This is a genomic window from Corynebacterium sp. 122RC1 (genome assembly GCF_024580955.1).
Classification (GTDB): domain Bacteria; phylum Actinomycetota; class Actinomycetes; order Mycobacteriales; family Mycobacteriaceae; genus Corynebacterium; species Corynebacterium kozikiae.
In genome coordinates this window covers 1-22,261 of sequence record NZ_JANIKD010000009.1, presented here as the reverse complement: position 1 = coordinate 22,261, position 22,261 = coordinate 1, and the positions used below count along the sequence as shown (strand labels likewise).

Annotated in this window: 26 protein-coding genes; 10 read left to right on the top strand and 16 right to left on the bottom strand. The window is 60.3% G+C overall.

Annotated elements, in window-relative coordinates; genetic code table 11:
• Positions 1-111: 111 nt before the first annotated feature.
• On the bottom strand, positions 112-1,950 hold the full coding sequence (locus NQ050_RS05860; protein WP_373456419.1) for a BCCT family transporter: 1,839 nt from the start codon (positions 1,948-1,950) through the stop codon (positions 112-114).
• 267 nt (positions 1,951-2,217) lie between these two features.
• Complete coding sequence (gene rsmI / locus NQ050_RS05855) at positions 2,218-3,066, bottom strand: 16S rRNA (cytidine(1402)-2'-O)-methyltransferase (protein WP_257038360.1); 849 nt, start codon at positions 3,064-3,066, stop codon at positions 2,218-2,220.
• A 242-nt stretch (positions 3,067-3,308) separates the two neighbouring features.
• Here rsmI and NQ050_RS05850 point away from each other — a divergent pair, with 242 nt between their 5' ends.
• Complete coding sequence (locus NQ050_RS05850) at positions 3,309-4,808, top strand: dolichyl-phosphate-mannose--protein mannosyltransferase (RefSeq protein WP_257038425.1); 1,500 nt, start codon at positions 3,309-3,311, stop codon at positions 4,806-4,808.
• A gap of 49 nt (positions 4,809-4,857) precedes the next feature.
• Here the strand turns inward: NQ050_RS05850 and NQ050_RS05845 are convergent, their stop codons facing one another.
• The 6 genes from NQ050_RS05845 to NQ050_RS05820 form a co-directional block, all read right to left on the bottom strand.
• Positions 4,858-5,493: a hypothetical protein gene (locus NQ050_RS05845; RefSeq protein ID WP_368734687.1), complete on the bottom strand. Its 636-nt coding sequence runs from the start codon at positions 5,491-5,493 to the stop codon at positions 4,858-4,860.
• Positions 5,494-5,548: 55 nt separating this feature from the next.
• Positions 5,549-5,950 (bottom strand): DoxX family protein, encoded by a 402-nt coding sequence (locus NQ050_RS05840; protein WP_257038358.1) that lies wholly within the window; start codon positions 5,948-5,950, stop codon positions 5,549-5,551.
• Positions 5,951-6,103: 153 nt separating this feature from the next.
• Positions 6,104-7,129 carry a gephyrin-like molybdotransferase receptor GlpR gene (glpR, locus tag NQ050_RS05835; RefSeq protein ID WP_257038357.1) on the bottom strand — a complete coding sequence of 342 codons (1,026 nt, stop codon included), beginning with the start codon at positions 7,127-7,129 and terminating at the stop codon, positions 6,104-6,106.
• A 105-nt stretch (positions 7,130-7,234) separates the two neighbouring features.
• Positions 7,235-7,867 carry a GNAT family N-acetyltransferase gene (locus NQ050_RS05830; protein WP_373456421.1) on the bottom strand — a complete coding sequence of 211 codons (633 nt, stop codon included), beginning with the start codon at positions 7,865-7,867 and terminating at the stop codon, positions 7,235-7,237.
• Between the two features lie 41 nt (positions 7,868-7,908).
• Positions 7,909-9,174, bottom strand: coding sequence for a gephyrin-like molybdotransferase Glp (glp, locus tag NQ050_RS05825; RefSeq protein ID WP_257038355.1), 1,266 nt, complete (start codon positions 9,172-9,174; stop codon positions 7,909-7,911).
• A gap of 115 nt (positions 9,175-9,289) precedes the next feature.
• Positions 9,290-10,198 carry a UTP--glucose-1-phosphate uridylyltransferase gene (locus NQ050_RS05820; RefSeq protein WP_257038354.1) on the bottom strand — a complete coding sequence of 303 codons (909 nt, stop codon included), beginning with the start codon at positions 10,196-10,198 and terminating at the stop codon, positions 9,290-9,292.
• A gap of 86 nt (positions 10,199-10,284) precedes the next feature.
• Here NQ050_RS05820 and NQ050_RS05815 point away from each other — a divergent pair, with 86 nt between their 5' ends.
• Genes NQ050_RS05815 through mscL form a run of 3 tightly spaced genes read left to right on the top strand, consistent with a single transcriptional unit; the run spans position 10,285 to position 11,946 of the window.
• Complete coding sequence (locus NQ050_RS05815) at positions 10,285-10,851, top strand: 5-formyltetrahydrofolate cyclo-ligase (RefSeq protein ID WP_257038353.1); 567 nt, start codon at positions 10,285-10,287, stop codon at positions 10,849-10,851.
• Between the two features lie 6 nt (positions 10,852-10,857).
• On the top strand, positions 10,858-11,496 hold the full coding sequence (locus tag NQ050_RS05810) for a hypothetical protein (protein ID WP_257038352.1): 639 nt from the start codon (positions 10,858-10,860) through the stop codon (positions 11,494-11,496).
• 42 nt (positions 11,497-11,538) lie between these two features.
• Entirely contained in the window at positions 11,539-11,946 is a 408-nt protein-coding gene (mscL, locus tag NQ050_RS05805; RefSeq protein ID WP_257038351.1) for a large conductance mechanosensitive channel protein MscL, read from the top strand.
• A gap of 65 nt (positions 11,947-12,011) precedes the next feature.
• On the opposite strand, the gene NQ050_RS05800 is transcribed toward mscL, so the two are convergent.
• The 8 genes from NQ050_RS05800 to NQ050_RS05765 form a co-directional block, all read right to left on the bottom strand.
• On the bottom strand, positions 12,012-12,200 hold the full coding sequence (locus tag NQ050_RS05800; RefSeq protein ID WP_257038350.1) for a hypothetical protein: 189 nt from the start codon (positions 12,198-12,200) through the stop codon (positions 12,012-12,014).
• A gap of 10 nt (positions 12,201-12,210) precedes the next feature.
• Positions 12,211-12,780, bottom strand: a complete 570-nt coding sequence (locus NQ050_RS05795; protein WP_257038349.1) for a molybdenum cofactor biosynthesis protein B — start codon at positions 12,778-12,780, stop codon at positions 12,211-12,213.
• 173 nt (positions 12,781-12,953) lie between these two features.
• On the bottom strand, positions 12,954-14,408 hold the full coding sequence (locus NQ050_RS05790; RefSeq protein ID WP_257038348.1) for a S1C family serine protease: 1,455 nt from the start codon (positions 14,406-14,408) through the stop codon (positions 12,954-12,956).
• 170 nt (positions 14,409-14,578) lie between these two features.
• Positions 14,579-16,042: a HAMP domain-containing sensor histidine kinase gene (locus NQ050_RS05785; RefSeq protein ID WP_257038347.1), complete on the bottom strand. Its 1,464-nt coding sequence runs from the start codon at positions 16,040-16,042 to the stop codon at positions 14,579-14,581.
• A gap of 17 nt (positions 16,043-16,059) precedes the next feature.
• Entirely contained in the window at positions 16,060-16,752 is a 693-nt protein-coding gene (locus NQ050_RS05780; protein ID WP_257038346.1) for a response regulator transcription factor, read from the bottom strand.
• Positions 16,753-16,927: 175 nt separating this feature from the next.
• A complete protein-coding gene (rpmF, locus tag NQ050_RS05775; RefSeq protein WP_013241515.1) occupies positions 16,928-17,101 on the bottom strand; it encodes a 50S ribosomal protein L32 in 174 nt (57 codons plus the stop codon).
• A 14-nt stretch (positions 17,102-17,115) separates the two neighbouring features.
• Positions 17,116-17,382, bottom strand: a complete 267-nt coding sequence (locus NQ050_RS05770) for a type B 50S ribosomal protein L31 (RefSeq protein ID WP_257038345.1) — start codon at positions 17,380-17,382, stop codon at positions 17,116-17,118.
• A 259-nt stretch (positions 17,383-17,641) separates the two neighbouring features.
• The gene (locus tag NQ050_RS05765) at positions 17,642-18,904 is read right to left on the bottom strand and encodes a DUF418 domain-containing protein (protein WP_257038344.1); all 1,263 of its coding nucleotides are present in this window, start codon (positions 18,902-18,904) and stop codon (positions 17,642-17,644) included.
• Positions 18,905-19,022: 118 nt separating this feature from the next.
• Between NQ050_RS05765 and NQ050_RS05760 the strand changes: the two genes are divergently transcribed.
• The 6 genes from NQ050_RS05760 (at position 19,023) to rpsR (ending at position 22,137) form a co-directional block, all read left to right on the top strand.
• Positions 19,023-20,171, top strand: a complete 1,149-nt coding sequence (locus NQ050_RS05760) for a sensor histidine kinase (RefSeq protein ID WP_257038343.1) — start codon at positions 19,023-19,025, stop codon at positions 20,169-20,171.
• A gap of 12 nt (positions 20,172-20,183) precedes the next feature.
• On the top strand, positions 20,184-20,852 hold the full coding sequence (locus tag NQ050_RS05755; protein WP_257038342.1) for a response regulator transcription factor: 669 nt from the start codon (positions 20,184-20,186) through the stop codon (positions 20,850-20,852).
• Between the two features lie 310 nt (positions 20,853-21,162).
• Entirely contained in the window at positions 21,163-21,399 is a 237-nt protein-coding gene (gene rpmB, locus NQ050_RS05750; protein WP_257038341.1) for a 50S ribosomal protein L28, read from the top strand.
• A gap of 3 nt (positions 21,400-21,402) precedes the next feature.
• Positions 21,403-21,567: a 50S ribosomal protein L33 gene (rpmG, locus tag NQ050_RS05745; RefSeq protein WP_006063179.1), complete on the top strand. Its 165-nt coding sequence runs from the start codon at positions 21,403-21,405 to the stop codon at positions 21,565-21,567.
• A gap of 3 nt (positions 21,568-21,570) precedes the next feature.
• On the top strand, positions 21,571-21,876 hold the full coding sequence (gene rpsN, locus NQ050_RS05740) for a 30S ribosomal protein S14 (RefSeq protein WP_257038340.1): 306 nt from the start codon (positions 21,571-21,573) through the stop codon (positions 21,874-21,876).
• 12 nt (positions 21,877-21,888) lie between these two features.
• Positions 21,889-22,137: a 30S ribosomal protein S18 gene (gene rpsR, locus NQ050_RS05735; protein ID WP_257038339.1), complete on the top strand. Its 249-nt coding sequence runs from the start codon at positions 21,889-21,891 to the stop codon at positions 22,135-22,137.
• Positions 22,138-22,261 lie beyond the last annotated feature (124 nt).

Below are 22,261 nucleotides of genomic sequence, written 5' to 3'. Positions count from 1 at the left end.
TACTTTAACGAACTGCAGGCCGAAACGATATTTCTGGATTGTTGCCGCGAAGATCGGCGCAATCATCAACGCAACTTTCGACGCGGCCAACGCTCCAGGGATGCAGGGCTGCTATGCGCGGGGACGCAGGCGCAGGCGGCGCTTTGCTTCCTCGATCTCCTGGTGCTCGCGCAGGAGGCGGCGCTCGCGGGCGAGCTTGCGCTGGAACGCTTGAGCCTCGCGGTATTCCAGGTAAATGACGTCATTGCGCAGGTCCTTCACGATGGCGAACATCAAGGCGATGAGCACCACCAGGAATGGCGAAGCCGCAACAATAGTGACGTTTTGGAGGTTGGAGAGGGCGTCCTCGTTGGTGAGCAGCAGCGTAAGCCCAACCGCGGCGGTCAGCGCACCCCAGATGGCAGAGAGCCAAGGCGTTGCGTTGGCGCGGCCGTTTTGGGACATGGATCCCATCACAGTGGAAGCGGAGTCCGCGGAGGTAATAAAGAAGGTAGCCAACAGCAACATGGCAACAAATCCGGCAACCGTACCACCGGGGAAGGTGCCCAGAAGGTTGAACAGTTCCTGCTCAGGGGAATCAGCCGCAATGGAACGCCCCTGCTGCTCGAGGTGGATGGCGGTGCCACCGAAGATTGCGAACCAAATGGTGGAAACACCCGCTGGCACCAGAAGCACACCAATACAGAATTCACGCACGGAGCGGCCACGGGAAATACGTGCCAGGAACATGCCCACGAATGGGGACCAGGAAATCCACCATGCCCAGTAGAAGATGGACCAGGAGCTCAGCCAATCGCCGGCGGTGCCGTTTGCGGACTCAGCGGTACGCCCGATCATCATCGTGAATTGGTCCAAGTAGTTACCAATTGAACCTGGGATGAGGTTCAGGATGGAGATGGTTGGCCCAACGATGAACACAAAGATTGCCAGCAGCGCGGCAAACACCATGTTCGTGTTGGAAAGGTACTGAATGCCCTTGCCCACGCCAGACAGTGCAGAAAGGATAAAGGCCAGGGTGAGCACCAAGACGATGCCGATCACCACGGAGTTTGATGGGTTTTCAATCAGCCCGGATGCCTCCAAGCCTGCCTGAATCTGCAGCGCACCCAGGCCTAGGGAACAGGCGGTACCAAACACCGTGGCAAAGATTGCCAGAATGTCAATGCACTTACCCAGCGGGCCTGCGGCGCCCTTTTCACCAATCAGCGGCACAAAGGCGCTGGAAAGCAATTGCTTACGCCCGATGCGGTAGGTGGAGTAGGCGATTGCCAAACCGACGATCGCATAGATGGCCCACGGGTGCAGCGTCCAGTGGAACATCGCGGTGGCCATAGATGTGCCCACCTCGTTGGGGTTACGGCCAGGAACACCATCCCGGTAGAAGGCCAGCGGCTCCGACGCACCGTAGAACATCAAACCAATGCCCATGCCGGCGGCGAACATCATGGCAATCCAGCTCACCGTGGAAAACTCAGGCTCCTCATTAATCGCACCCAGTTTGATGGTGCCAAACTTCGAGGCCGCAATCGCAACCACGAACACCACAAACACGGTGGTGAACAGGATGAACGCCCAACCAAAGTTGTTCACCACGATCTCCAGTGCGCGGGAGGCAAAGGCCGCAAAGCTCTCCGAGCCGAGCAGACCCCACAGCACAACCGCTGCGATGAGCACACCGGCGATGCCGGTAATGGTCCAGTCGATCTTGCTGTCCTCACTATCGGCAGCGAGCGCAACCGTTTCATCTTCTTGCGCCGAGGCGTCGATGGAACTGAAGTCTGCGTCCAGCATCGTGGCCAGCTCTTGCGTGGCCGTTGCTTGAGCCTCCTGAACCTCGGAAGCCTCGTGAGCTGCGGGAGTAGTGGGAGCGGTAGGCGTTTGCGTTGGCATAGCCCCTTCTTGCGGGGCACGCCCAACCCCGCTTTGTGGATTTGTCATATTTTCTTCCATACATTCCACTGTGTGGAATATTGCAGCGCATGGCAAATTTTATGCCCCATTTTTGCCTGCTATGCACCCAATCAGGAATGTTTTGTTATCACTTTTGCTAGTGGGGAGACCTCGCCCACACTGCAAAGAAGTATGCGGCATTTCCCAAGGGCACTTCCAGTTTTTCCATCCCCCACGTTCACCCGCGAAACGCAGGATTACGAGCCCCAGAAGTTAAACCTTTACAATTTCATAACGTTCAGGGCCAGAACGCGAACGCGGCGTCTCTCAGGCCTGTTCGCGGTCCAAGGCAGCCTGGTACAGCTCGCGGCCGGAGTACTGCGTGCCCTGTGCAGCCTGTTTACAAGCGTCCTTCAAACGCATCCCCTCCGCCTGAAGTTTTTCCACCTGATCCAACAGGGAATCCAGATCAACTTCTAATTCTCCTGCCCCGTCAAGCACCACGGTAATTTCCCCACGAGCATGGTCCACGGCCCACGCAGCCATCTCATCCAGAGTCCCACGACGCACCTCTTCATACGTCTTGGTGAGCTCACGACACACCGCCACCAGACGCTGCGGACCCAGTACCTCCACAGCGGTGGCCAGCGTTTCCGCCAACCGATGCGGCGACTCAAAGAACACCACAGCACGCTGTTCCTGCCGCAAAGACTCCAACCACGCGCGCCGTGCACCCGGCTTACGCGGAGCAAAACCATCAAAGGCGAACTTCCCCACTTTCAGTCCAGAAAGTGCCAAAGCGGTGGGCACTGCCGACGCCCCTGGGAAGCACGTCAACGGGACCCCAGCGGCGTGTGCGGCCTCAACAAGGGGAAAGCCGGGGTCGCTCACGATCGGCATCCCGGCGTCGGTGACCACCAACACCGTCTGATTGTGGGCCAACTCCACCAACTGCGCTGCGCGGGACTGTTCGTTGTGGTCAAAGTTGGACACCACTTTGCCGCGAATTTCAATCCCCAACGCCTGTGCCAAGCTGCGCACCCTGCGCGTATCCTCCGCCGCAATCACATCCGCGTAGGCCAACCCCTCTTTGAGGCGATCAGTGGCATCGCCGATATTGCCGAGCGGAGTTGCAGCCAAAATGATGCCCTTGGGCAGGGAGTGGGAGGAAGTCATGCACCTCAGTGTGCCACAACGGTACTCCCGCAACATCGCAGTGAACATCGCAGTGAACATCGCAGAGGCTTATGCGGGCGGTCCGCTTCACAGTAGAATCGGCACCCGTGAACTCCAACTCGCAGGCATCCACCCCACACCCAACCCCCACGCAACCCTCAACGGGGCCTGCGCAGGTGCGGGAGGATGCCGCGTTGGCGTCGGAAATTGCCCCAAATCCCTCCACGCTGCGCCTGACTCGCATGCAATACCAGTGGAGCCGCTTTGACACCGTGACCACCGCCGCGGTGGCGTTGCTGGCGCTGTTTACGCGTTTTATTGGGCTCAATGCCGCCCAGGCAGGTGGGACGCCGGTGTTTGATGAGAAGCACTATGTGCCGCAGGCGTGGGATATCGTGCGCAGTTGGCAGAACCTGGCGATTGGCGGCATTGAATCCAATCCGGGGTATGGCCTGGTGGTGCACCCACCGCTGGCAAAGCAAATGATTGCTTGGGGCGAGATGCTCTTTGGCTATTCGCCAATGGGTTGGCGCGTGGTCACCGCGCTGTGTGGGGTGGGCGTGGTCTTGGTGATTATGGCTATCGCGCGCAGGCTTTCTGGCTCCGGTTGGGTGGCGTTGTTCGCGGGGCTGCTTGCCACCTTTGACGGCGTACTGTTGGTGACCTCGCGTTTCGGCATGTTGGACATCATCCAGGTGCTGTTCATCGTGCTGGCCTGCTGGGCGCTGATTCGAGACTGGCAACTGACCGAGTCGCGCGCACCGGCGAGCCTGCAGGCTGCAGCCGGAACACACGGACAACACGAGCAAAGTGGGGATTCTGAGGGGGATCTGACTGGGACGGAAGCTACCGCCCAGCCCAAGTTTGCGTGGCGCTGGTGGCGGATCGCCTGCGGTGTCTTCCTTGGTTTGGCGTTGGCAGTGAAGTGGTCTGGGCTCTACTACATGGCATTCTTCGGGGTGCTCGCAGTGTTGCTGCACGCGCGGCTGGCTCCCTCTCTGCGGCAGTGGTTCCTCGATTCGGTGCGGGCTTTCGCTGCGCTGGTGCTGCTGCCAATCGCGGTGTATGCGTGGACGTGGCGGGCCTGGTTTGCACAAGAAACCTCGGTGTACCGCCATGCCGCCTCTAACGGCACCATCCCCGCTGATTCCTGGATGCAGGCGTTGCCGGATGCGCTCGCGGGGTGGGTGTACTACCACTCTTCGGTGCTGAACTTTCATGCGTCGCTGACCACCTCGAGCGGGCATGACCACCCCTTTGACTCCAAACCTTGGGAGTGGCTAGTAGGCCTCAAACCCATCCTCTACCTCTCCACCACGGACATCGCTTGTGGGGAGCAGACCTGCAGGAAGATGCTCTACCTCTTTGGCACGCCAATCATATGGTGGCTCATCGTTCCGGTGGTGCTGTGGGCGCTGTGGGCTGCGGCGAAGAAGAACCAATGGCGGATGTATGTCATTCCGTTAGTGGGCTTTGCCGCAGGGTTCATCCCATGGGTGGCAAGCTACGACCGCCAAATGTACTTCTTCTATGCCACCGCACTCATCCCGTTTGTGCTGGTGATGATCGCCTGCATGCTTGGCACCATGCGCCAAAGCGCTCACCCTGCGCTGCGCATTGCGGTGCCTGTGTACCTGGGCATGGTCATTGCAAGTTTTGTGCTGTATAGCCCCATTCTCTACGGGTTGCAGATCCCGGACAGCTTCTACAACATGCTCATGTGGCTGCCGGCCTGGCGCTAACCTGCTAGGCCCGCAGGCTATCGCCCCCGCAGGCTATCACCACTGCAGACTATCGCCATTTGGACTCGCCAACTCTAACCCCGAATCCGAGTGCCCGCAGCGCCTCCTGGAGCACCACCCAACCGTTGGTGGCCAGCCAGGTTGCTCCCAGCACCACCACGGTCAGGCCCAGCAGGGCGGCTTGCCACAACATGGGCTCGGGCAGCTCACCGAGCAGGAAGTTGCGCAGATTGAAGCCAAAATGGAACATCCATAGCGCACTCAACAACACCACCACACCCGAAACCACGCGCGGCTGCCAGGCCGCAAAGAAGCACACAAAGCCCAGGGCAAAACGCACGATGGCGGCCTCGGTGACCAGTTGATATCCGGCGGGGTCAAGGGAGGCGTCGATGGCCAAGGACTGCTGCAGGTACCCTACCGCCCACGCAATCCACGCGACGCCGAGCACCACCGTTGCCACGCGAGCAAGCGCCATCCCCAGCGCGCGGGTTGCCGCTTGCCTGCGCCATTGCGGTTCCACGCCCTCGATGATGATCTTGGACAAATCCGGGGCGGAATCTCGTGGGAAGTCTGCCGGTGGGGCCTGGAAGTGGAGGTTCCGGTTCAGCAGCGCCGCCCGATTGTAAAACTCTTGGCAATCTGCGCAGGTGGCAAGGTGAGCGTCGATCGCATCGTCACTCACGTTTAAGCCGTGCTCCTCCCCGTCAAGACGCGCGGAAAGTGCTTTTTGTACCTCGCTACAACTCAGCACGGCTGAGTACCTCATCGAGGCTCGCACGCCCGGCGCCAAACACCAACACCGTGATCAGCGCCGCGATCATCACAACAGGCAGCTCAAGCCCGGAAACGCCCTCCGGCAGGTGCACAAAATAAATTGCGGCGAGCACAAGCAGCGCCAGCGCGCCGGCAAAAAATGTGGTGAGCAACCCCAGGGTGAGCAGCGCCCCACCGATCATCTCTGCGGTGGCCACAAGGAAAGCACTGAACTTCGGCTGCGGCACTCCCCATGCACTGAACTGGCCCGTTGTTTCCGTGAGCCCAGAGAGGAAAAAACGGTCAAAGCCATGAGCAATGAACACTACACCAAGCGTTGCACGCAATATCAGCAACGCGGCATCACGCACTACCTGCCTGTCCATTGGCTTTCTCCTTCCCGTACCTTTCCGCACCCTCCCGCACCTACCGGATCCAGGGGTCCTGCACGAAACTCAGCACGCTCCCTAACCCAAATCCGAATCCGAATCCGATTCCGGTTCCAATTCCGGTGCCAGCGATGGGGCGTTAGCCGCACCTTAGCTTACGCGCAGATGGGACACGTCGGCGTCCGTCCCCGCTGCAGCACCGCGCGGCCCCTCTTCGGTAGAGGAAGCAGGTCCCACGGGCGGCAATACCGAATCCATGGTGAGCTCGTCCAGATCCACAAAATCGGGGCTCTCATCATCAATTTCCAGCACCACGGCACCAGGGTGTCGCAGGCGCTGCGGAATGCCCAACAAGTCATCGTTCGCGCTTCGCACACCAAGGCGGGCACGGCGCAACTGACGCACCCGACGCTTACGCAGCTCTTCTTCCGCACGCACCTGGCTTCGCAGAGCCAGCAGGTACACCGCACCCAGCAGCACAGCAGTGCCGACGCCCGCCCAGGCCCAGCCGCCCAAGATCACAGCGGCGATCACGGTGAGCACAATCAGTGCCGCGAAGCCACCGAGAGTCCTCCGCCGGCGCTGGAAACGATCGGCGCTGTGGGCGTCGTCAGCGATCGGATCATAGCCGCCGCGCCCACGGCGGGACTCGGCGAACTCAATGTCCTCTTCGGTAAGCTCCGCGGAATCTGCCGCGTCATCGTCCTGGTGAGCTGCGGATTCACTAAGGTCCTGCGGGTCCTTCGCGGCTGGGTGAAGGAAATCAGCGGCGGCGGTGTAGGCGTCGTTGAACTCGTAGGTGCCGTCCTCATCCACCCACACTCGCGGTGAGGTTTCCGCATCCGTGCGCTCGTGCTCTTCATCTGCAACCTTGGGCAGTACCACGGTGTCTTCCACCAACACCTCATCCTCAGACACCTCAGCATCCCCAGGGGCATTTGCGGCTTCTGCATCTTCGTGAGCCTCGAGTTCAGAGGCGGAAAGGTGCACGTCACCGGCCTTGAGGTTGGGGCGGCGCTTCATTGGAAGCTCTTCGGAACCACCCGTGTAAACCACGCGGGTCTCATCAAAGGCCTCTCCAGCTTTGCGGATTGGCTTTTGCCCACGCAGCAGCCAAGGCGCCAGCACGAACAGCCACACCAGGATGATCAGTACGATCGCTAGAGTTCCAGACACCAGCTCACTGCCCTTCTACACCTTCAAATCACAGCGTTTTGCGCTGGCATAGGCCAGCGCCACTTCTATCCCCACTACCCTATTGCCGGGGTAAGCCGGGAGAGTTCAGGCGCGCCGAGTACGCAGCCAATCTTGGTACTCTTCCACCGTTTGGGCCAGGAGATAGTGGTCCCGCCACTGACCATCAATATGTAAGTTGCGCAGCAGGAATCCTTCCCTGCGGAACCCATTGTGTTCGAGGATTTTTTCCGAGGCGATGTTTTCCGGCAAGTGCGTTGCAGTCAGTCTGTGCACACCCACGCGCTGAAAAGCATGGCGAGTGCCCAGGGCGCAGGCGATGGTCCCAATGCCGCGGCCGGTGTAGCGCGAGGCCACCCAGTAGCCAATCCAGGCCTCATTGGCCACCCCACGGGTGATGTTGCCAATGGTCACTTGCCCCGCAAACTGGCCATCCACCTCAATGACGCAAGCCACTGCCGCCCCTGCGTGGCCCAGCTCGCGCAGTTGAATGTAGTGCGCACGCCACGCACTACTGCTGTGCGCCTGAGTCCACGTCCCCTCCACGGTAGGCTCCACGGGTTGCAGGTATTGCTGGTCTGCGATCCGCAACATGCGCCACGCCGCGCCATCCCTGGCCTCCAGGGGGCGCAGCCGCACCTTATGCCCGGACACTTCCACCGTTTCCGTGTACTCGCCGAAGCCGGGAGTCCGGGGGTGCGGGGCGCCAACCGCCGGCATGGAGCGCTCAAACAGCCTCGCCAGAAACACCGAACCACCAGCTACTGCTGCTGAGAAAGGAACATCACGTCCACGATGTCACCTGGGCGAACCTCAGCGGCGGACTCTGGAATGCGAATCATGGCGTTTGCCTCTGAAAGCCCAGCCAGCAGGTGTGCAGGGGCGCCATTGGCCCCACCGAGTGCCTCCACCAGGTAGTCCTGGGTTTGGGCGTCACGCATCAACCGAGCGCGCACAAACCCGCGTCGATCCACACGCGAATCCACCCGGTTGAGCGCACGCGCGCGCACCGTGCGGCGGTGCGGGCTGCGCTTGCCCAGGCACATCCGCACCATCGGGCGGATGAACACCTCAAAGATCACGAGCGCAGAAACAGGGTTGCTGGGCAGCAAGAACACCGGGATCTGCTGCTCACCCAGCAGGCCGAAGCCCTGCACAGAGCCGGGGTGCATGGCCACACGGGTGGTGTCGATCTGCCCCAGGTCTGCCAGCACCCTGCGGATTTCCTCCGACCCCGAGCCACCCACGGCACCGGAAATCACAATGATCTCGCTGCGCAGCAACTGAGATTCCACAATCTCGCGCAACCTGCGCGGCTCCCCTGCTGCGATGCCCACCCGGTGCACGTCGGCACCCGCATCCCTGCCGGCTGCGGCGAGCGCATAAGAATTGACGTCCAAGATTTGCCCGAGGCCAGGATCGCGGTCGATGTCTACCAGCTCATGCCCCACCGAGATCACGGACATACGCGGGCGCGGGTACACCAGCACTTTGGAACGCCCGACAGCCGCGAGTAGACCAATGTGCGCGGGGCCGAGGATTGCGCCGCTGCTGACGGCGACGTCGCCGGGGCGAATGTCGTCACCCTGTCGGCGCACAAACTCACCGCTGCGCACGGGGCGAGTCACGGTCATGCGTTTGCGGCCGCGGTCAGTCCATTCGAGTGGAACCACCGCATCGGCCAATGTGGGAATCGGTGCGCCAGTATGCACCCGCACCGCCTGCTTCGGCTGCAAGCGCAGGGGGCGCTGAGAACCCGCGGAAACCTCGCCGACCACCGGCAGGGAGGCCTCCATCTGTGCGATCGGCTCATCATGTGGCTGACCGAGCCCACGTTCCCCACCAATATCTACAGCGCGCACGGCGTAGCCATCAATCACCGCCTGGTCAAAACCAGGCAGGGGGCGTGTGGCCTGCACTTCCTCAGCGCACATCAGGCCGAGTGCTTCTGCGATAGCAATGCGAACTGGCTCAGGGGCAATCGCCGCCTGAGTGACCAGTGCGAGTTGTTGCTCAACCGAGCGCACCTGAAGCCTCCAATCTTGGTGTTGGGATCTCCTGTGGAGCCTAGCAGGGGTGATGTGGAAACAGCCGCTCTTCTTCCGGCGTCACCACCCTCACCGCAAATGGCTTCCGGCGCCTTTACGCGCCGTGCTCTTCCAGAATCGCGCGCAGAACCTTTTTCAGATGTGGCCCGTACACGGGGTCCGCCAGGCCAAAGTCCACCACCGCCGGAATGTATCCGCCGGGATTGCCCAGGTCATGGCGCTTGCCCTCATGAACCACGATGTGCACGGGGTGACCTTGCTCGATGAGCAGGGAGATCGCGTCAGTGAGCTGCAGTTCCCCACCGGCACCCGGAGTGATCCGGCGCAGCGCATCAAAGATGGCGCGGTCCAGCAGGTAGCGCCCGGTGGCCACGAACGTTGATGGAGCGTCCTCCACGCTGGGCTTTTCCACCATCCCGCGCACCTTCTTCACATGGTGCGGGCCTTGGTAATCCGCTTCTTCAATGTCAAACACGCCGTAGTTGTACGTCTCATCCTCCGGCACGTCAAAGGCGCAGAGCACGGATCCGCCCAGCTCATTGCGCACTTCCAGCATCTTTTCTAGGACTCCGGTGGGCAGCACCAGGTCGTCGGGAAGCATTACTGCTACAACGTCTTCATCCTCATCCAGCACGGCCTCCGCGAGGCCCACCGCGTGCCCCAAACCGAGGGGCTTTTCCTGCTCCACAGCAACGGGGGAAATCAGCGACCCCGCCCGGCGAACCTTGCGCAACTGCTCCTCTTTCCCTCGGCTGGCAAGGGTTTCCTCCAGCTCAGGGCAGGGCTTGAAGTGTTCCAACACTTCCTGTTTGTTCGGCGCAGTGATGATTGCCAGACGGGTTGCACCAAGAGCAGCCGCCTCCTGGGCAATCAGCTCAATGCCTGGGGTATCCACCACGGGGAGCAACTCCTTGGGCACGGTTTTTGTGGCGGGAAGGAACCTGGTGCCCAGGCCCGCCGCGGGAACAATCACCGTTTTCACCGCGCGAAGAAAGTCAGTCATACTCCCCACCCTACCGCCGCGCAGTGCTGGAAAATTGCAGCGCCACTGGTTTTTAGGCGCACAAATCTTCACTAGCATTGTGAGCCATGCACTCCAAAGCAGCGATGCGTCAGATTCTACGAAGCAGCAGGCAGGCACTCGGCAAGCAGGAAAGAGAGCGTGCCGACGCCGCCATCTGCACCCACCTCACAGCACTCCTGGCGCGGCAAGGCGCCACACAGATCGCGGCTTACGTCCCCGAAGACGGCGAACCTGGCGGCGAGCTCCTGCTCCCCACGCTGGGTAAACTCGCCACCGTATGGCTGCCGGTCATTCAAGACCACTCCCTGCTACATTGGGGCACCTACGCCGGCCCGCAGAGCCTCAAGCCAGGCCGCTTTGGCATCCCGGCTCCCGAAGCGCAGCGAGACAGCAGCGTGCTGCATGAGCTCGACCTCATCGTAGTGCCCGCAATGGGTGCGCGTCCCGACGGCACCCGCATCGGCCGCGGAGCCGGTTTCTACGACCGAGCACTCGAAGGTGTAAGCACCCCAACCGTAGTGCTGCTCTACCCAGAGGAGGTGCGTGAAGACATCCCCGCGCAGCCGCACGACGCCGCAGCAGATTTTGTACTCACCCCCGATGGAACCGTTGGGGGCACGGGCGCAGTCTAAACACATATGCGCCTTGACCAACTCTCTTCCCTCCTCCACCCTGGGTATCGCCGCAGTCTGTATCTTCGCCGCGGGCTGGCCGCCATCTTGGTGATCGCCGCCTTGCTCAGCGCGCTGCTGGGCAGCCACGAACCCCGTTCCCCGGTGGTGCAATACACCCAGGAGATCTCCCCTGGGCAGGTAATCCCGGAGGAAGCCGTGGCCGTGATCTCCGTGCCTTCCGCTTGGGCGCCGGAATCAGCGGCTACTTCCACAGAGCAGGTAGCGGGATTGATTTCGGTGACTCACCGTCAATCGGGGATGTTCGCGGCCCCGCAAGATGTCATGGACCCCAGCCTTACCACCAGAAACGTGGGCAACACCACATTTGCCCCTGAAACCAATATCGTCCCACTCAAATTGGCAGATCCACAGCTTGCCAGCATGTTGCAACACGGCGATACAGTAGATGTAATTAGCCACAATTCTGAGGTTATTGCCGCAGGTGGAGTGGTACTTTATGCCTCCAGCGAGCAACAGGGGTTGGCGCTTATTGCACTTGAAACCCATGCTGCACACACGGTGGCCTCGGCAGCCTTGGAGCGGCCCTTGGCTGTGGTGATCAGTGGCGCCCGTGCACAACAGCACCACAGTCCTATAAGGTGATCACCCGAACCAACCCCCGCTTTTTAAAGAAAAGGTTATTCAATGCTGAAGGGTTTCAAAGACTTCATCCTCCGCGGCAACGTTGTTGAGCTTGCCGTAGCCGTTGTGATCGGCTCCGCGTTCACCGCAATCGTGACCGCTTTCTCCGATTACATCATCAACCCGATGATCGCCTCCATCGGCGGTGCCGACGTTTCCGGCCTGGGCTTCCACATCATCTCCAGCAACCCAGCCACCTTTGTGGACTTCGGTGCTGTGATCACCGCTGCAATCAACTTCCTCATTGTTGCTGCAGTTGTGTACTTCATCCTGGTTGCCCCAATGAACAAGCTCAACGAGATGCAGGCTGCCCGCAAGGGTGTTCAGGAGGAGCCAGAGGCTCCTGCTTCCATCGAGGCAGAGCTGCTCACCGAGATCCGCGACCTTCTCAAGCAGAACAAGCTGCAGTAATCCTTCGCGCATCATTGCGCTGGAAACGCATAATCGCCGTACCTTTCGGGGTACGGCGATTATTGTTATTCCCCATAGTGGGGCGGGCGCTGCGCCTGGTAAAACTCCAGGTCATTGCTTTCTTCTGAGCCCTCCACCTCTACTTCAGGCGCGGCTGTGGCTTCAGTTGCGGCCTGCCAGGTGGGGTCTGTATCCCAAGAGCGGTCATAGGGGACGTCGGAAAGCCGCTTGACCCTCCTGCGCGGTTTGCTCACGCCTGTAGCCTCACGCCTGGACCTCGGCCCTGCGCAGTTGGTCAATAAGGTGGTGAACCAGCGGGGTGAGGGTGGCCATGCCGTCGCGGATCGCAGCGCGGGAATCCGCAAGGTTGATGATCACGGTGGAACCTGAAATTCCGGAGATGCCGCGGGAAGTGCCGGCGTCCACGGCACCGCAGGCCAGGCCGGATGCGCGGATCGCTTGGGCAACGCCGGGGACGTCTTGATCCAACACATCCCGGGTGGCCTCTGGGGTTTTGTCGCGCGGGCCCACACCGGTGCCGCCCACGGTGAGCACCAGGTCCACGCCGCCCACCACAGCCGTTTCAATTGCCTGGCGGATCTTCGAGCGCGACTTATGCACCGCCAGCACCCCATCCACCACAAACCCGCCTTCGGTGAGCAGCTCAGTGCACAGCCGGTCCGTATCTTCGCCGGAGCCAATGGTGTGGTCACTAATCAACACCACCAGCGCACGGCGCGGCGGTGGAGCTGCACCCTCGGCTTCTGAGGCGAGGAAGAATGCCTCGTCTGGCTCGATGGAATCTTCAAGTGCGCCGATGAAAGGGTGGCTCATTACGCGGTACCTGTTCTATGCGTTGGGGGTTGGTGCTTGGTTGGTGCCCGCCGGTACAGGCGCAGCTTCTTGCAGTCTAAGCCGTGGGCCTGTACCGCGGGCTAGTTCTTAGGGGGAAATCCTGCCGAGGTGAATTTTATAGCGCCTTATTGGGCACCATTTCTCATACGGCCCTATTCTCCGGTGAGCGTGACCTGGACCTCGCGGGAGTTTGCTCCATTTGCATCCTCCACAACGAGCGTGACCGCTTGACCAAATTCACTGCTGCGCACAGCGGCGATCAGCGCATCCGTGGAGTCAATGCTGCGGTCATTGATCCTGGTCACCACGTCACCGGCTTGCAGGCCGGCGGCCTCGCTCGGACCTCCGGGGGTGACCTCACTGATCATCGCGCCACGCACGTTGGAGTTCGGGTTGAGCTGCACACCGAGCATTGGGTGGGTCACCTGCCCAGTTGCAATCAGTTGGTCTGCCACGCGACGGGCAAAGTTCGCCGGGATTGCAAAACCGAGTCCAATGGAACCGGAGGAATCCGAACCGGAGCTCAACGAGGCAATCACCGAGTTCATTCCCACAAGGTTGCCGTTCATGTCCACCAGCGGGCCGCCAGAGTTGCCGGGGTTGATTGCGGCATCGGTTTGGATCGCGTCAATGAGCGTGGACTCACCGGTATTGGAGCCACCGGCGCGCACGGGGCGGTTCATCGCGGACACGATACCGGAGGTCACCGTTGCGGAAAGCCCGAGCGGCGAACCAATTGCCACCACTTCCTGCCCCACCTGCAGGCTGCTGGAATCGCCAAAACTCATCACCGGGAGATCTGCAACATCGCGGATCTTGATCACCGCAACGTCCGTGTTGCCATCTCCCGCTACAAAATCAGCGAGCAGATCCCGGCCGTCGTTGAGCGTGACCACCACTTGAGCAGCTCCATCAGCGGCACCGGACACAACGTGATTATTGGTGAGCACGTAGCCGTCGCCGGAGATGATGGAACCGGAACCCTCACTCACGCCCGTGCGGGTGGACACCTGAATGCTCACCACGGAAGGCAACACAGCTGCGGCCACCTGCTCCACTGACCCAGCCGCTGCTACGGTTGCCCCCTCATTGGACACCGGCGTGCGCAGTTGCTCCAACACCGCAGAGGTGGAGGTCACCTCCTGGTTCCGGCTGGCGTACACCCCGGTGAGCGTGCCCGAACCGATTGCCGCCACCAACGCAAGCGCAATCGCTCCGGTCAGCGGCACAGTGCGGCTCTTCTTCGGCGCCGCCGCTTGCTGCGCAGCATTCAACTCCTCGCTGGGTCCCAGCAGCGTCACCGTGGAATGCTCCTGCTGCGAACCCTCACCCTCACTCACGCCCGCAACCGGACCCGGAACCGGCACTGCGCCTTCCCATTGCTGTTCCGACGCCCCCGCCGCCGCAGCAGACTGGGATTCAGGGGCGGAAAGGTTGGAAGGGTTGGAAGGGGTGGAAGGGTGAGTGTATGGGTTGCGCACCTGCTGGAAGTCCGCCGTGGATGCATGTTGCGGGTCCTCAGGCTGCGCTGGGATCTGCTCAGTGTGCGGGTTGAAAGGGTTGGAAGGGGTGGAAGGGGTGAGAGAGTTATTGTTTTCGCTGTTCATGGCGGTTAGTGTGCTCCATCCAACTGGCGGTTTAATCCAGAACTTCTGCTATTTGTCTGTGAATCTCTGTGTGAAACAGTGTGAAACGGTGTGAATGCCGCTGACATCCCCGATCTCAAGCCGCGGCCCTAGCCTGGTCAGCGGTCGGTGATACGTGAGATCTGTTCCCCCTAGGATTCCTGGGTGTGTTCGGCGCTGGGGGCGTCGGAGAATCCGGGCAAGGTCATCACCATCTTGGTGCCGCCGTCGTTGGACTCTTTGGCAACGATGCTGCCGCCGTGGCGGACCATGACTTGGCGAACGATCGCCAACCCCAGCCCGGAACCGGGCATTGCGCGGGCTTCCACCGAGCGGTAGAAGCGTTCAAAGATGCGCTCGCGGTCTGCCTCGGGCACGCCTGGGCCGGAGTCGGAAACAGAAATGGTTATGGTGTTGCGCCCGGTTTGCTCCATCTCCAGGCGCACGGTACCTTCCTGCGGGGACCATTTTGCGGCGTTATCCAGCACGTTCACGAAGGCGCGGTTGAGGGAGGCGTAGTCACCCACCACGCACCAGGGGATCACCGAGATTTGGAAGGTCACGTCCGTTCGGCGGCGCTGCACACGTTCTAGGGCGTGTTCCACCACCTCTTCCAAGTTCACCTCAGCCTCAAGTGTTTCAGTTTTATCCAGGGACTGTTCGCGGGCCAGATCCACCAGGTCACCGATCAACGTGGAAAGCTCTTCCATTTGCGCGATCACGTCCGCCTCAAGTGCCTCGCGGTCTGCGATGGAAAGGTGCGGGCTGTCAGACTTATACATCATCATGAGCAGCTCAATGTTGGTGCGCATGGAGGTGAGCGGGGTTTTCAGCTCATGGCCGGCGTCAGCCACCAGCTCTGCTTGCCGCGCCCGAGAAGAATCCAGTGCCGCCAACATCTCATTGAAACTGCAGGTGAGCTGCGCGATTTCGTCCTGTCCCTCCACGGGGATGGGGGTAAGCTTGTCCGTCTCCGTGACTCGGCGCACTGCATTTCGCAGGTGAATCACCGGGCGCAAACCAGTATTGGCCACAAAGATGCCGGCAACAACGGCCAAAAGGATACCGGCAACACTCACTCCCAGCAGCACAAAACCGAGGTTATTGGTGATGCTTTTGATGGAGGAGCTTTGCCGCGCCACAATTACCGTGGTGCCTGTGTTTGGATCTTCTTTGGTGAGCACCCGCATGCCCTCTAAGGAATCTGCGGTGTAGCCCTGCTCATTTACGGTGGCGTTTTCCGCCACGGCGATGGTATCCCCTATCGCATACGGCCACTGTTGGTTGGTCACGGCGATTTTGTAATTGGGGTTGAACCGGCGGAACTCTTGGAGTTCCTCTTGGACGGCTTCGGGCGCAACGCTCGCATTTTCTAGGCGTGAAAGGGTGGCCTCTGCTTTAGCGTTGAGGTCGAGATCCATTGAGTTGCGCAGCGTACTGTTTACGGACCAGTACGCCACGATCGTCATGAGGCCCACCGCGATTGCTACCAATGAGGCGGTGAGCATGGCGATGCGCCATTTCAGGGAGCGCGATGATGCGTGATCCACAAAGGAACCCATGCCGCCTTTACGGTCTTTGCCGTGGGCCGGGCGCCGCGAGGACTTCCGCAACATCAACGCGACTTAACTCCCTACTGGTTATGTTCCTTCAACACATAGCCAACACCGCGAACGGTGTGGATGAGGCGAGGCTCACCATTGGCTTCAGTTTTCTTCCGTAGGTAACCAATATACACCTCAAGCGCGTTGCCAGAGGTTGGGAAGTCATACCCCCACACCTCCTCCAAAATGGTGGTCCGGGAAAGCACACGCTTTGGGTTTGCCATCAACAGTTGCATCAACGCGAACTCCGTGCGGGTGAGGCTAATTACACGGCCGCCGCGGGAAACCTCACGGGTTTCGGAGTCCAGCTTCAAGTCAGCAAAGCTGTACTTGCTGGAATCTCCGGTGCCGACGGCGTCAGCCGCCGCACGGCGCAGGAGTGAGCGCACGCGCGCGAGGAGCTCTTCCAGGGCGAATGGCTTGAGGAGGTAGTCGTCGGCGCCTGCATCGAGGCCCGCAACACGGTCTGCTACACCGTCTCGGGCGGTGAGCATGAGGATTGGGCGCTCGTCACCGTTTGACCTCAGGGAACGGCAAACTTCAAGGCCATCCATGTTTGGCATCATGCCGTCAAGGATCACGAGGCCTGGTTGTTCCCGCTCAATGACTTCAAGGGCAACCACGCCGTCCTCTGCGGTAGTCACATCGAAGCCATTGAATGCCAGGGATCGGCGTAGGGAGTCCCGGACAGCTTGGTCATCATCTACGACAACAATTTTCATTGGCTGTTTGCCTACTTTCCTTGAAAAATACGGTCACCAACTGACTGCATCACTACTGCAAAGTTACTGTAATTTTGCCAGAAAGTGGACACAGGGGGCCGTGGATAGAAAAAACCGGCAAGGGTACGCGTTTTCCGTCCCTTACCGGCCCGTTCTGCTGAAAATGGAACTCAGCTTAGAATTGCTCAACCTCAACCAGGCCAAGCTGAGCAGCCTTCACCAGACGGCGTGGGATGCGTACGGTCTGGCCGTCGATCTTCACCTCTTGGAGTGCTACGTTGTCAGCCTTCCACTGGGAACGGCGAGAGTGGGTGTTTGCGCGAGACATGCGGCGCTTTGGAACTGCCATGAGTTGTTCCCTCCTTAGTTCTTCTTCTTGCGGCGGGCCATGGCGCCGAAGCGGCGCTCGAACTTCTCCACGCGGCCGGCGGTGTCCATGACACGCTGTGCGCCGGTCCAGAATGGGTGAGATTCGCTGGTCACGTCAACCACGATCAATGGGTACTCGTTGCCATCTTCCCACTCAACGGTGCGGTCAGAAGTGGCGGTGGAGCGAGTCAGGAACTGGTAGCCAGTACCTGCATCGCGGAACACAACCGGGTGGTAATCCGGGTGGATGTCCTTCTTCATATGTATTCGTTTCCCTCAGGATTGAGACTTCGGGTCGGTTCCCAGCGCTTTTGCCAGAAAACTCACTTAAGCGAGCAGTGTTGGCGTCTGGGATCGTGCCCGAGTTGGGTGCGAAATGATCTTCTTACATCTGCCTAGCAGCTCTATTGTGCGCAGGTGAGCAGGGTTTTCTGCACGCTCACGCCCTCCAGGCCACAGACAACTTTGCCAATCTTACAGGGTTTTCCACCATTTGGGAAATCCCTAAAACCCCTCACTATCACCCAATTTGCACGGCCGCTTTCTTCTCCGCGCGCCTCATTTGGGTGCGCGCAGCTTTAGCCATAAGCGCGTGGGACACCGTCTCCATCGGCCCGCGTGGAAAGCGGCGCAGCCACAGGGTGCTGCAACCGATCATCAGCGCGCAGCCCAGCACAAAGAAGCCCAAGACCCAATATGTGAAGTATTCACCCTCAATCAACCGCCCAACTCCGAACCAATTGAATACCACTAGACCAAAGATGTTTTGGCCAACGTAGCAGCTCAACGCCATCTTGCCCACGTTCGCAACGTGGGCACCAATGAGGCCCACTTCCCTACTCTCGTTGCCGCCAGAGATGCCCTGCCCCGTGGAGCCCTGGGCGCGTCGGCAATACCAAGCCGCAATCAGAGAGAGGATACCCAGCGCCACCAGCGAGGAGCTCCCGTAGCGGGAGAGCGCGGAGAACGCCGAGGGGCAGAACAAGCGCAGGAAGAGATCGAGTGGAATACCTGCGCCGAGGCCCAGCGCCATCATCTGCGTGCGCAGCTTCGCCCCGTGAGGCTCAAACAGGCCGGCACGGTAGAGGCGGGAACCAACAATGAACATGCCGAGGCCCATGAGGAACATGATCGGCACCTCAAAACGCCACATGCCAAAGTTGATAATTCGCTCCTGGATTTGCGCAAAGTAGCTGGTGGGATACGGCGATGCTTCGGTTGCCAGTCCCGCTTGCGCTTCGGCAGCGGAAAGGGAGCTCCACACCAGGAAGGAAAGGAAGCTCAGGTGGACCACAAGGCCTGCCCACATCCACCGCTTCACATGCTTGGAGGCGAGCAACGGCGCGACAGCGAGCGCGGTGAGGGCGTATCCCATAAGGACGTCAAAGGCAAACACGAAGATGTAGTTCAGTGTGCCTTCCAGCATGAGGATCCAGGCGCGGGGGCGGTAGCTGCGTGGCCAGGGCCTTCCGCGGCGCAAGGCGGATTGGTACTGAATTTCCAGGCCGATGCCAAACATCAAGGTGAGGAGGCCGAGGAACTTGCCGTCGGTAATTACACCCATCAACGACTCAATCTTCTCACCCACGTTCTGCTGGCCGAGCTGCTCCCACAGAGCTGGGCCACTGACCAGGCCGCCGAGGTCAATGCCATTGAAAGGACGGGCAAACAGCCACACGTTGGCGGCAAAGGTACCGAGGATCGCAACACCACGGGCAACGTCCAGCGCTTGGATACGGTGGGCGGCCTTTGTGGGCGTAGCTTGAGTTTGCAATGTGTTCATGGTTTCCACGCTAAGAACGCTGCGGCGCGTAGACATCGCGCCACGGTCACCACTTTGCCCCAGAAATCATGACCCAAGTCATGGGTCTGCGGGTGCACACCCTTTTAGGCTTGAAGCTATGAGTGTGCAGAGTCCCACAGACGCGTCAAAGTTCCCCCAGGCAGCCAAGAGCTCGAGGGCAGCCAGGGGTTTCGCCTCAATGGAATCGGCATTTCTGGATTACGGGTTCACCACGGCGGCAGCCTTGGCCGCGAGCGCCATCTACAGCCAGCAAGGAGGCCGCGAAGCAACATACCTTTTGCTGGCCTTCGCCTGTGCATCGTGGATCTGGTGGCGCACCGCCCCAGGCAAACTCTCCGTGCTGCTGTTCACCCTGTGCACGCTCGCATTGTGGGTGACCAGCGACAACTTACTGGCCCTCTTCCCCTTCTGGCTCGCGGTCATTGCGCTCATGCTGGAAGACCTCTCCAAAGTGGCCATCACCTCCTGCGTATTAGTGGGCTGCTACGCCGCAACGATGATCCTTGGCACATCCCTCACCTGGGTCCAAGAATTGCTCAACATGGCCTCGATCACCCTGTTTCTGCTGGCAGGATTACACCTCGGCGGTCTCGTGCTCCGCGCCCGCGAAGCCAACGCACAGTTGCGCCAGGAGCTCACTCAGGCACGCGAACTCACGCTTGCCGACGAACGCGCGCGCATCTCCGCGGCGTTGCACGACGGCTTGGGGCACCACCTCACCAGCATTGGGCTGCATATCGACGTCGCCCAGCGCACCTTCCCCACAAGCCCCGAGCGCGCGGAAGCTCAGCTCAAAATCGCGCGTGCTACCTGCACCCAAGCACTGCAGGAAATGCGTTCCACCGTGCGAGCACTCCATCCGATTGCCCTCCAGGAAGGCTCGTTGTCCGATGCGTTGCAGGCGGTGAGCGATACGTTCAAGGGAACGGGCCTAGAGGTGGTCACGAACATTCAGATTGGCGCCCTCTCCCGCGAGATTGAGCTCCTCCTGCTCAGGATCACCCAAGAAGCCCTCACGAACACCGCGCGGCACTCTGGAGCAACCAAGGCCCACCTGAGCATTCACGAGGCGCATGGGCAGGTTCACTTCCGACTCGAAGACAATGGCATAGCTACCTCTGAGAGCTCCGTAACTACCGAAGGCTTTGGGCTGAAAACTCTGCGGGAGAGGATTGAGGCTCAGGGCGGCACATTGAACCTCACGGCTAATGAACAGGGCGCTGTGCTCGAAGCCAATCTGAAATAAAGGAATGCTGCTATGCCAAAGATTTTGCTGATTGACGACCACCGCGTCATCCTGGACGGCCTCAAACTCCTCCTGGAAACCTTTGAAGGCTTTGAGATCGTGGCCACCAGCACCGATGGCCGCCGCGCCAACGCCCTGGTGCGCAAATGGGAGCCCGACGTAGTGGTGACCGACGCCGCCATGCCCGAATTCAGTGGCCTAGACGTGGTGCATGATCTGGGCAAACACTACCCACAGCTCCCAGTATTGGTGCTCACCACGTTTGACGATGCCTCCCTAGTCCACAACCTCATGAAAGCCGGGGCGGCGGGCTACATCCTCAAAGACGTGTCCCCGGAACAACTTGCCGAGGCGATCACCCAGGTAGCCCAAGGTGGTGTGGTGCTGGACCCCCGCGTAGCCCGCTTCGCGTACACCAATCCAGCCGCGGCGCAGCAATCCCAAGAGCTGGCCATTCTCACCCGCGCCGAACGCACCGTTGCCGAACTCGTTGCCCAAGGGGCAAACAACGCAGAGATCGCAAGCACGCTGCACCTCGCGGAAGGCACCGTGAAAAATCACGTATCGTCCTTGCTGCGAAAGCTTCAGGCGCGCGACCGCACCGTGTTGGCCCTCCACCTCGCGCGGGCGCTCAACCCACAGGACCCGGTTCCCGGCACCGATGCGGCGCCCCGCTACTGAATGGGACCTTGCTTCCGCGCAGGAGCCCTGAGTGGTGGTGGCGCTGGCGGCGTCGGAACGCCTCCCTTTTCACTGCAGTCACACGGGCTACGGCGAAGATTGTGGACGCGGCGGGGATTAGGAAAATTCACCTCAAGCATGTAAGCTTTTCCCTTGCTGTTGTCACAATGTACGTTTATCGCCCCTTCGGCTCGTGTTTGGCAGCTCGCTTCTCCCGGTAGTACGCCTGTGAAAAGGCGTTTTGCATTTTGCGCCGCGGATAGGCAAGCGCCCGCAGGTTTTGGAGTGGGCGGCTAGGAGAAAGAAACCTATGTCGGCTATTTGCCAGGTTACGGGACGCAAGCCGAGCTTCGGCAAGCAAGTCTCACACTCGCACCGACGCACCTCCCGCCGTTGGAACCCCAACGTGCAGCGTCGTAAGTTCTACCTGCCCTCTGAGGGCCGTACCATCACCTTGAACGTTTCCACCAAGGGCCTGAAGATCATTGACCGCGATGGCATTGAGTCCGTGGTTGCAAAGATCCGAGCACGTGGGGAGAAGATCTAAAAGATGGCACGCAATGACATTCGTCCGATCATCAAGCTGAAGTCTACGGCTGGCACCGGTTACACCTACGTCACCCGTAAGAACAAGCGCAACAACCCTGATCGCATCACCTTGAAGAAGTACGATCCGGTAGTCCGCAAGCACGTCGAATTCCGCGAGGAGCGTTAATTCATGGCTAAGAAGTCTAAGATCGCCAAGAACGAGCAGCGCAAGGAAATCGTCGCCCGCTACGCGGAGCGCCGTAACGAGCTCAAGGCAATCATCAAGAACCCAAACACCTCTGATGAGGACCGTCTGGACGCACAGTTTGAGCTGAACCGTCAGCCACGCGACGCATCCCCAGTTCGCGTCCGCAACCGCGACTCCCGCGATGGCCGCCCACGCGGCTTCCTGCGGAAGTTCGGTGTTTCCCGTGTCCGCCTGCGCGAGATGGCTCACCGCGGTGAGCTTCCTGGCGTTCGTAAGTCCAGCTGGTAATCGGAGGTTCCAATGAAGCGCAACAACATCAAGAAGGCGCGGATCGAGCAGTCCCGCCGCCCAAAGAAGAACCCTCTCAAGGCTAAGGGCATCGAGAAGGTGGACTACAAGGACATCGAGACCCTTCGTCTGTTCATCTCTGATCGCCAGAAGATCCGTTCCCGCCGCGTTACCGGCCTGACCCCGCAGCAGCAGCGTCAGGTAGCAACCGCAGTGAAGAACGCCCGCGAGATGGCTCTCCTGCCGTTCACCACCCGCTAAGCGCCAGCTCGTTACAGCTACGCATTAGAAGGGGCGACGACAGCTCTAGTCAAACAACGCTCCGCCACATGAAGTGGCGGGGCGTTTTTGCGTTTTGGGGGTTTGGTTGGGGGCTTGGTTGGGC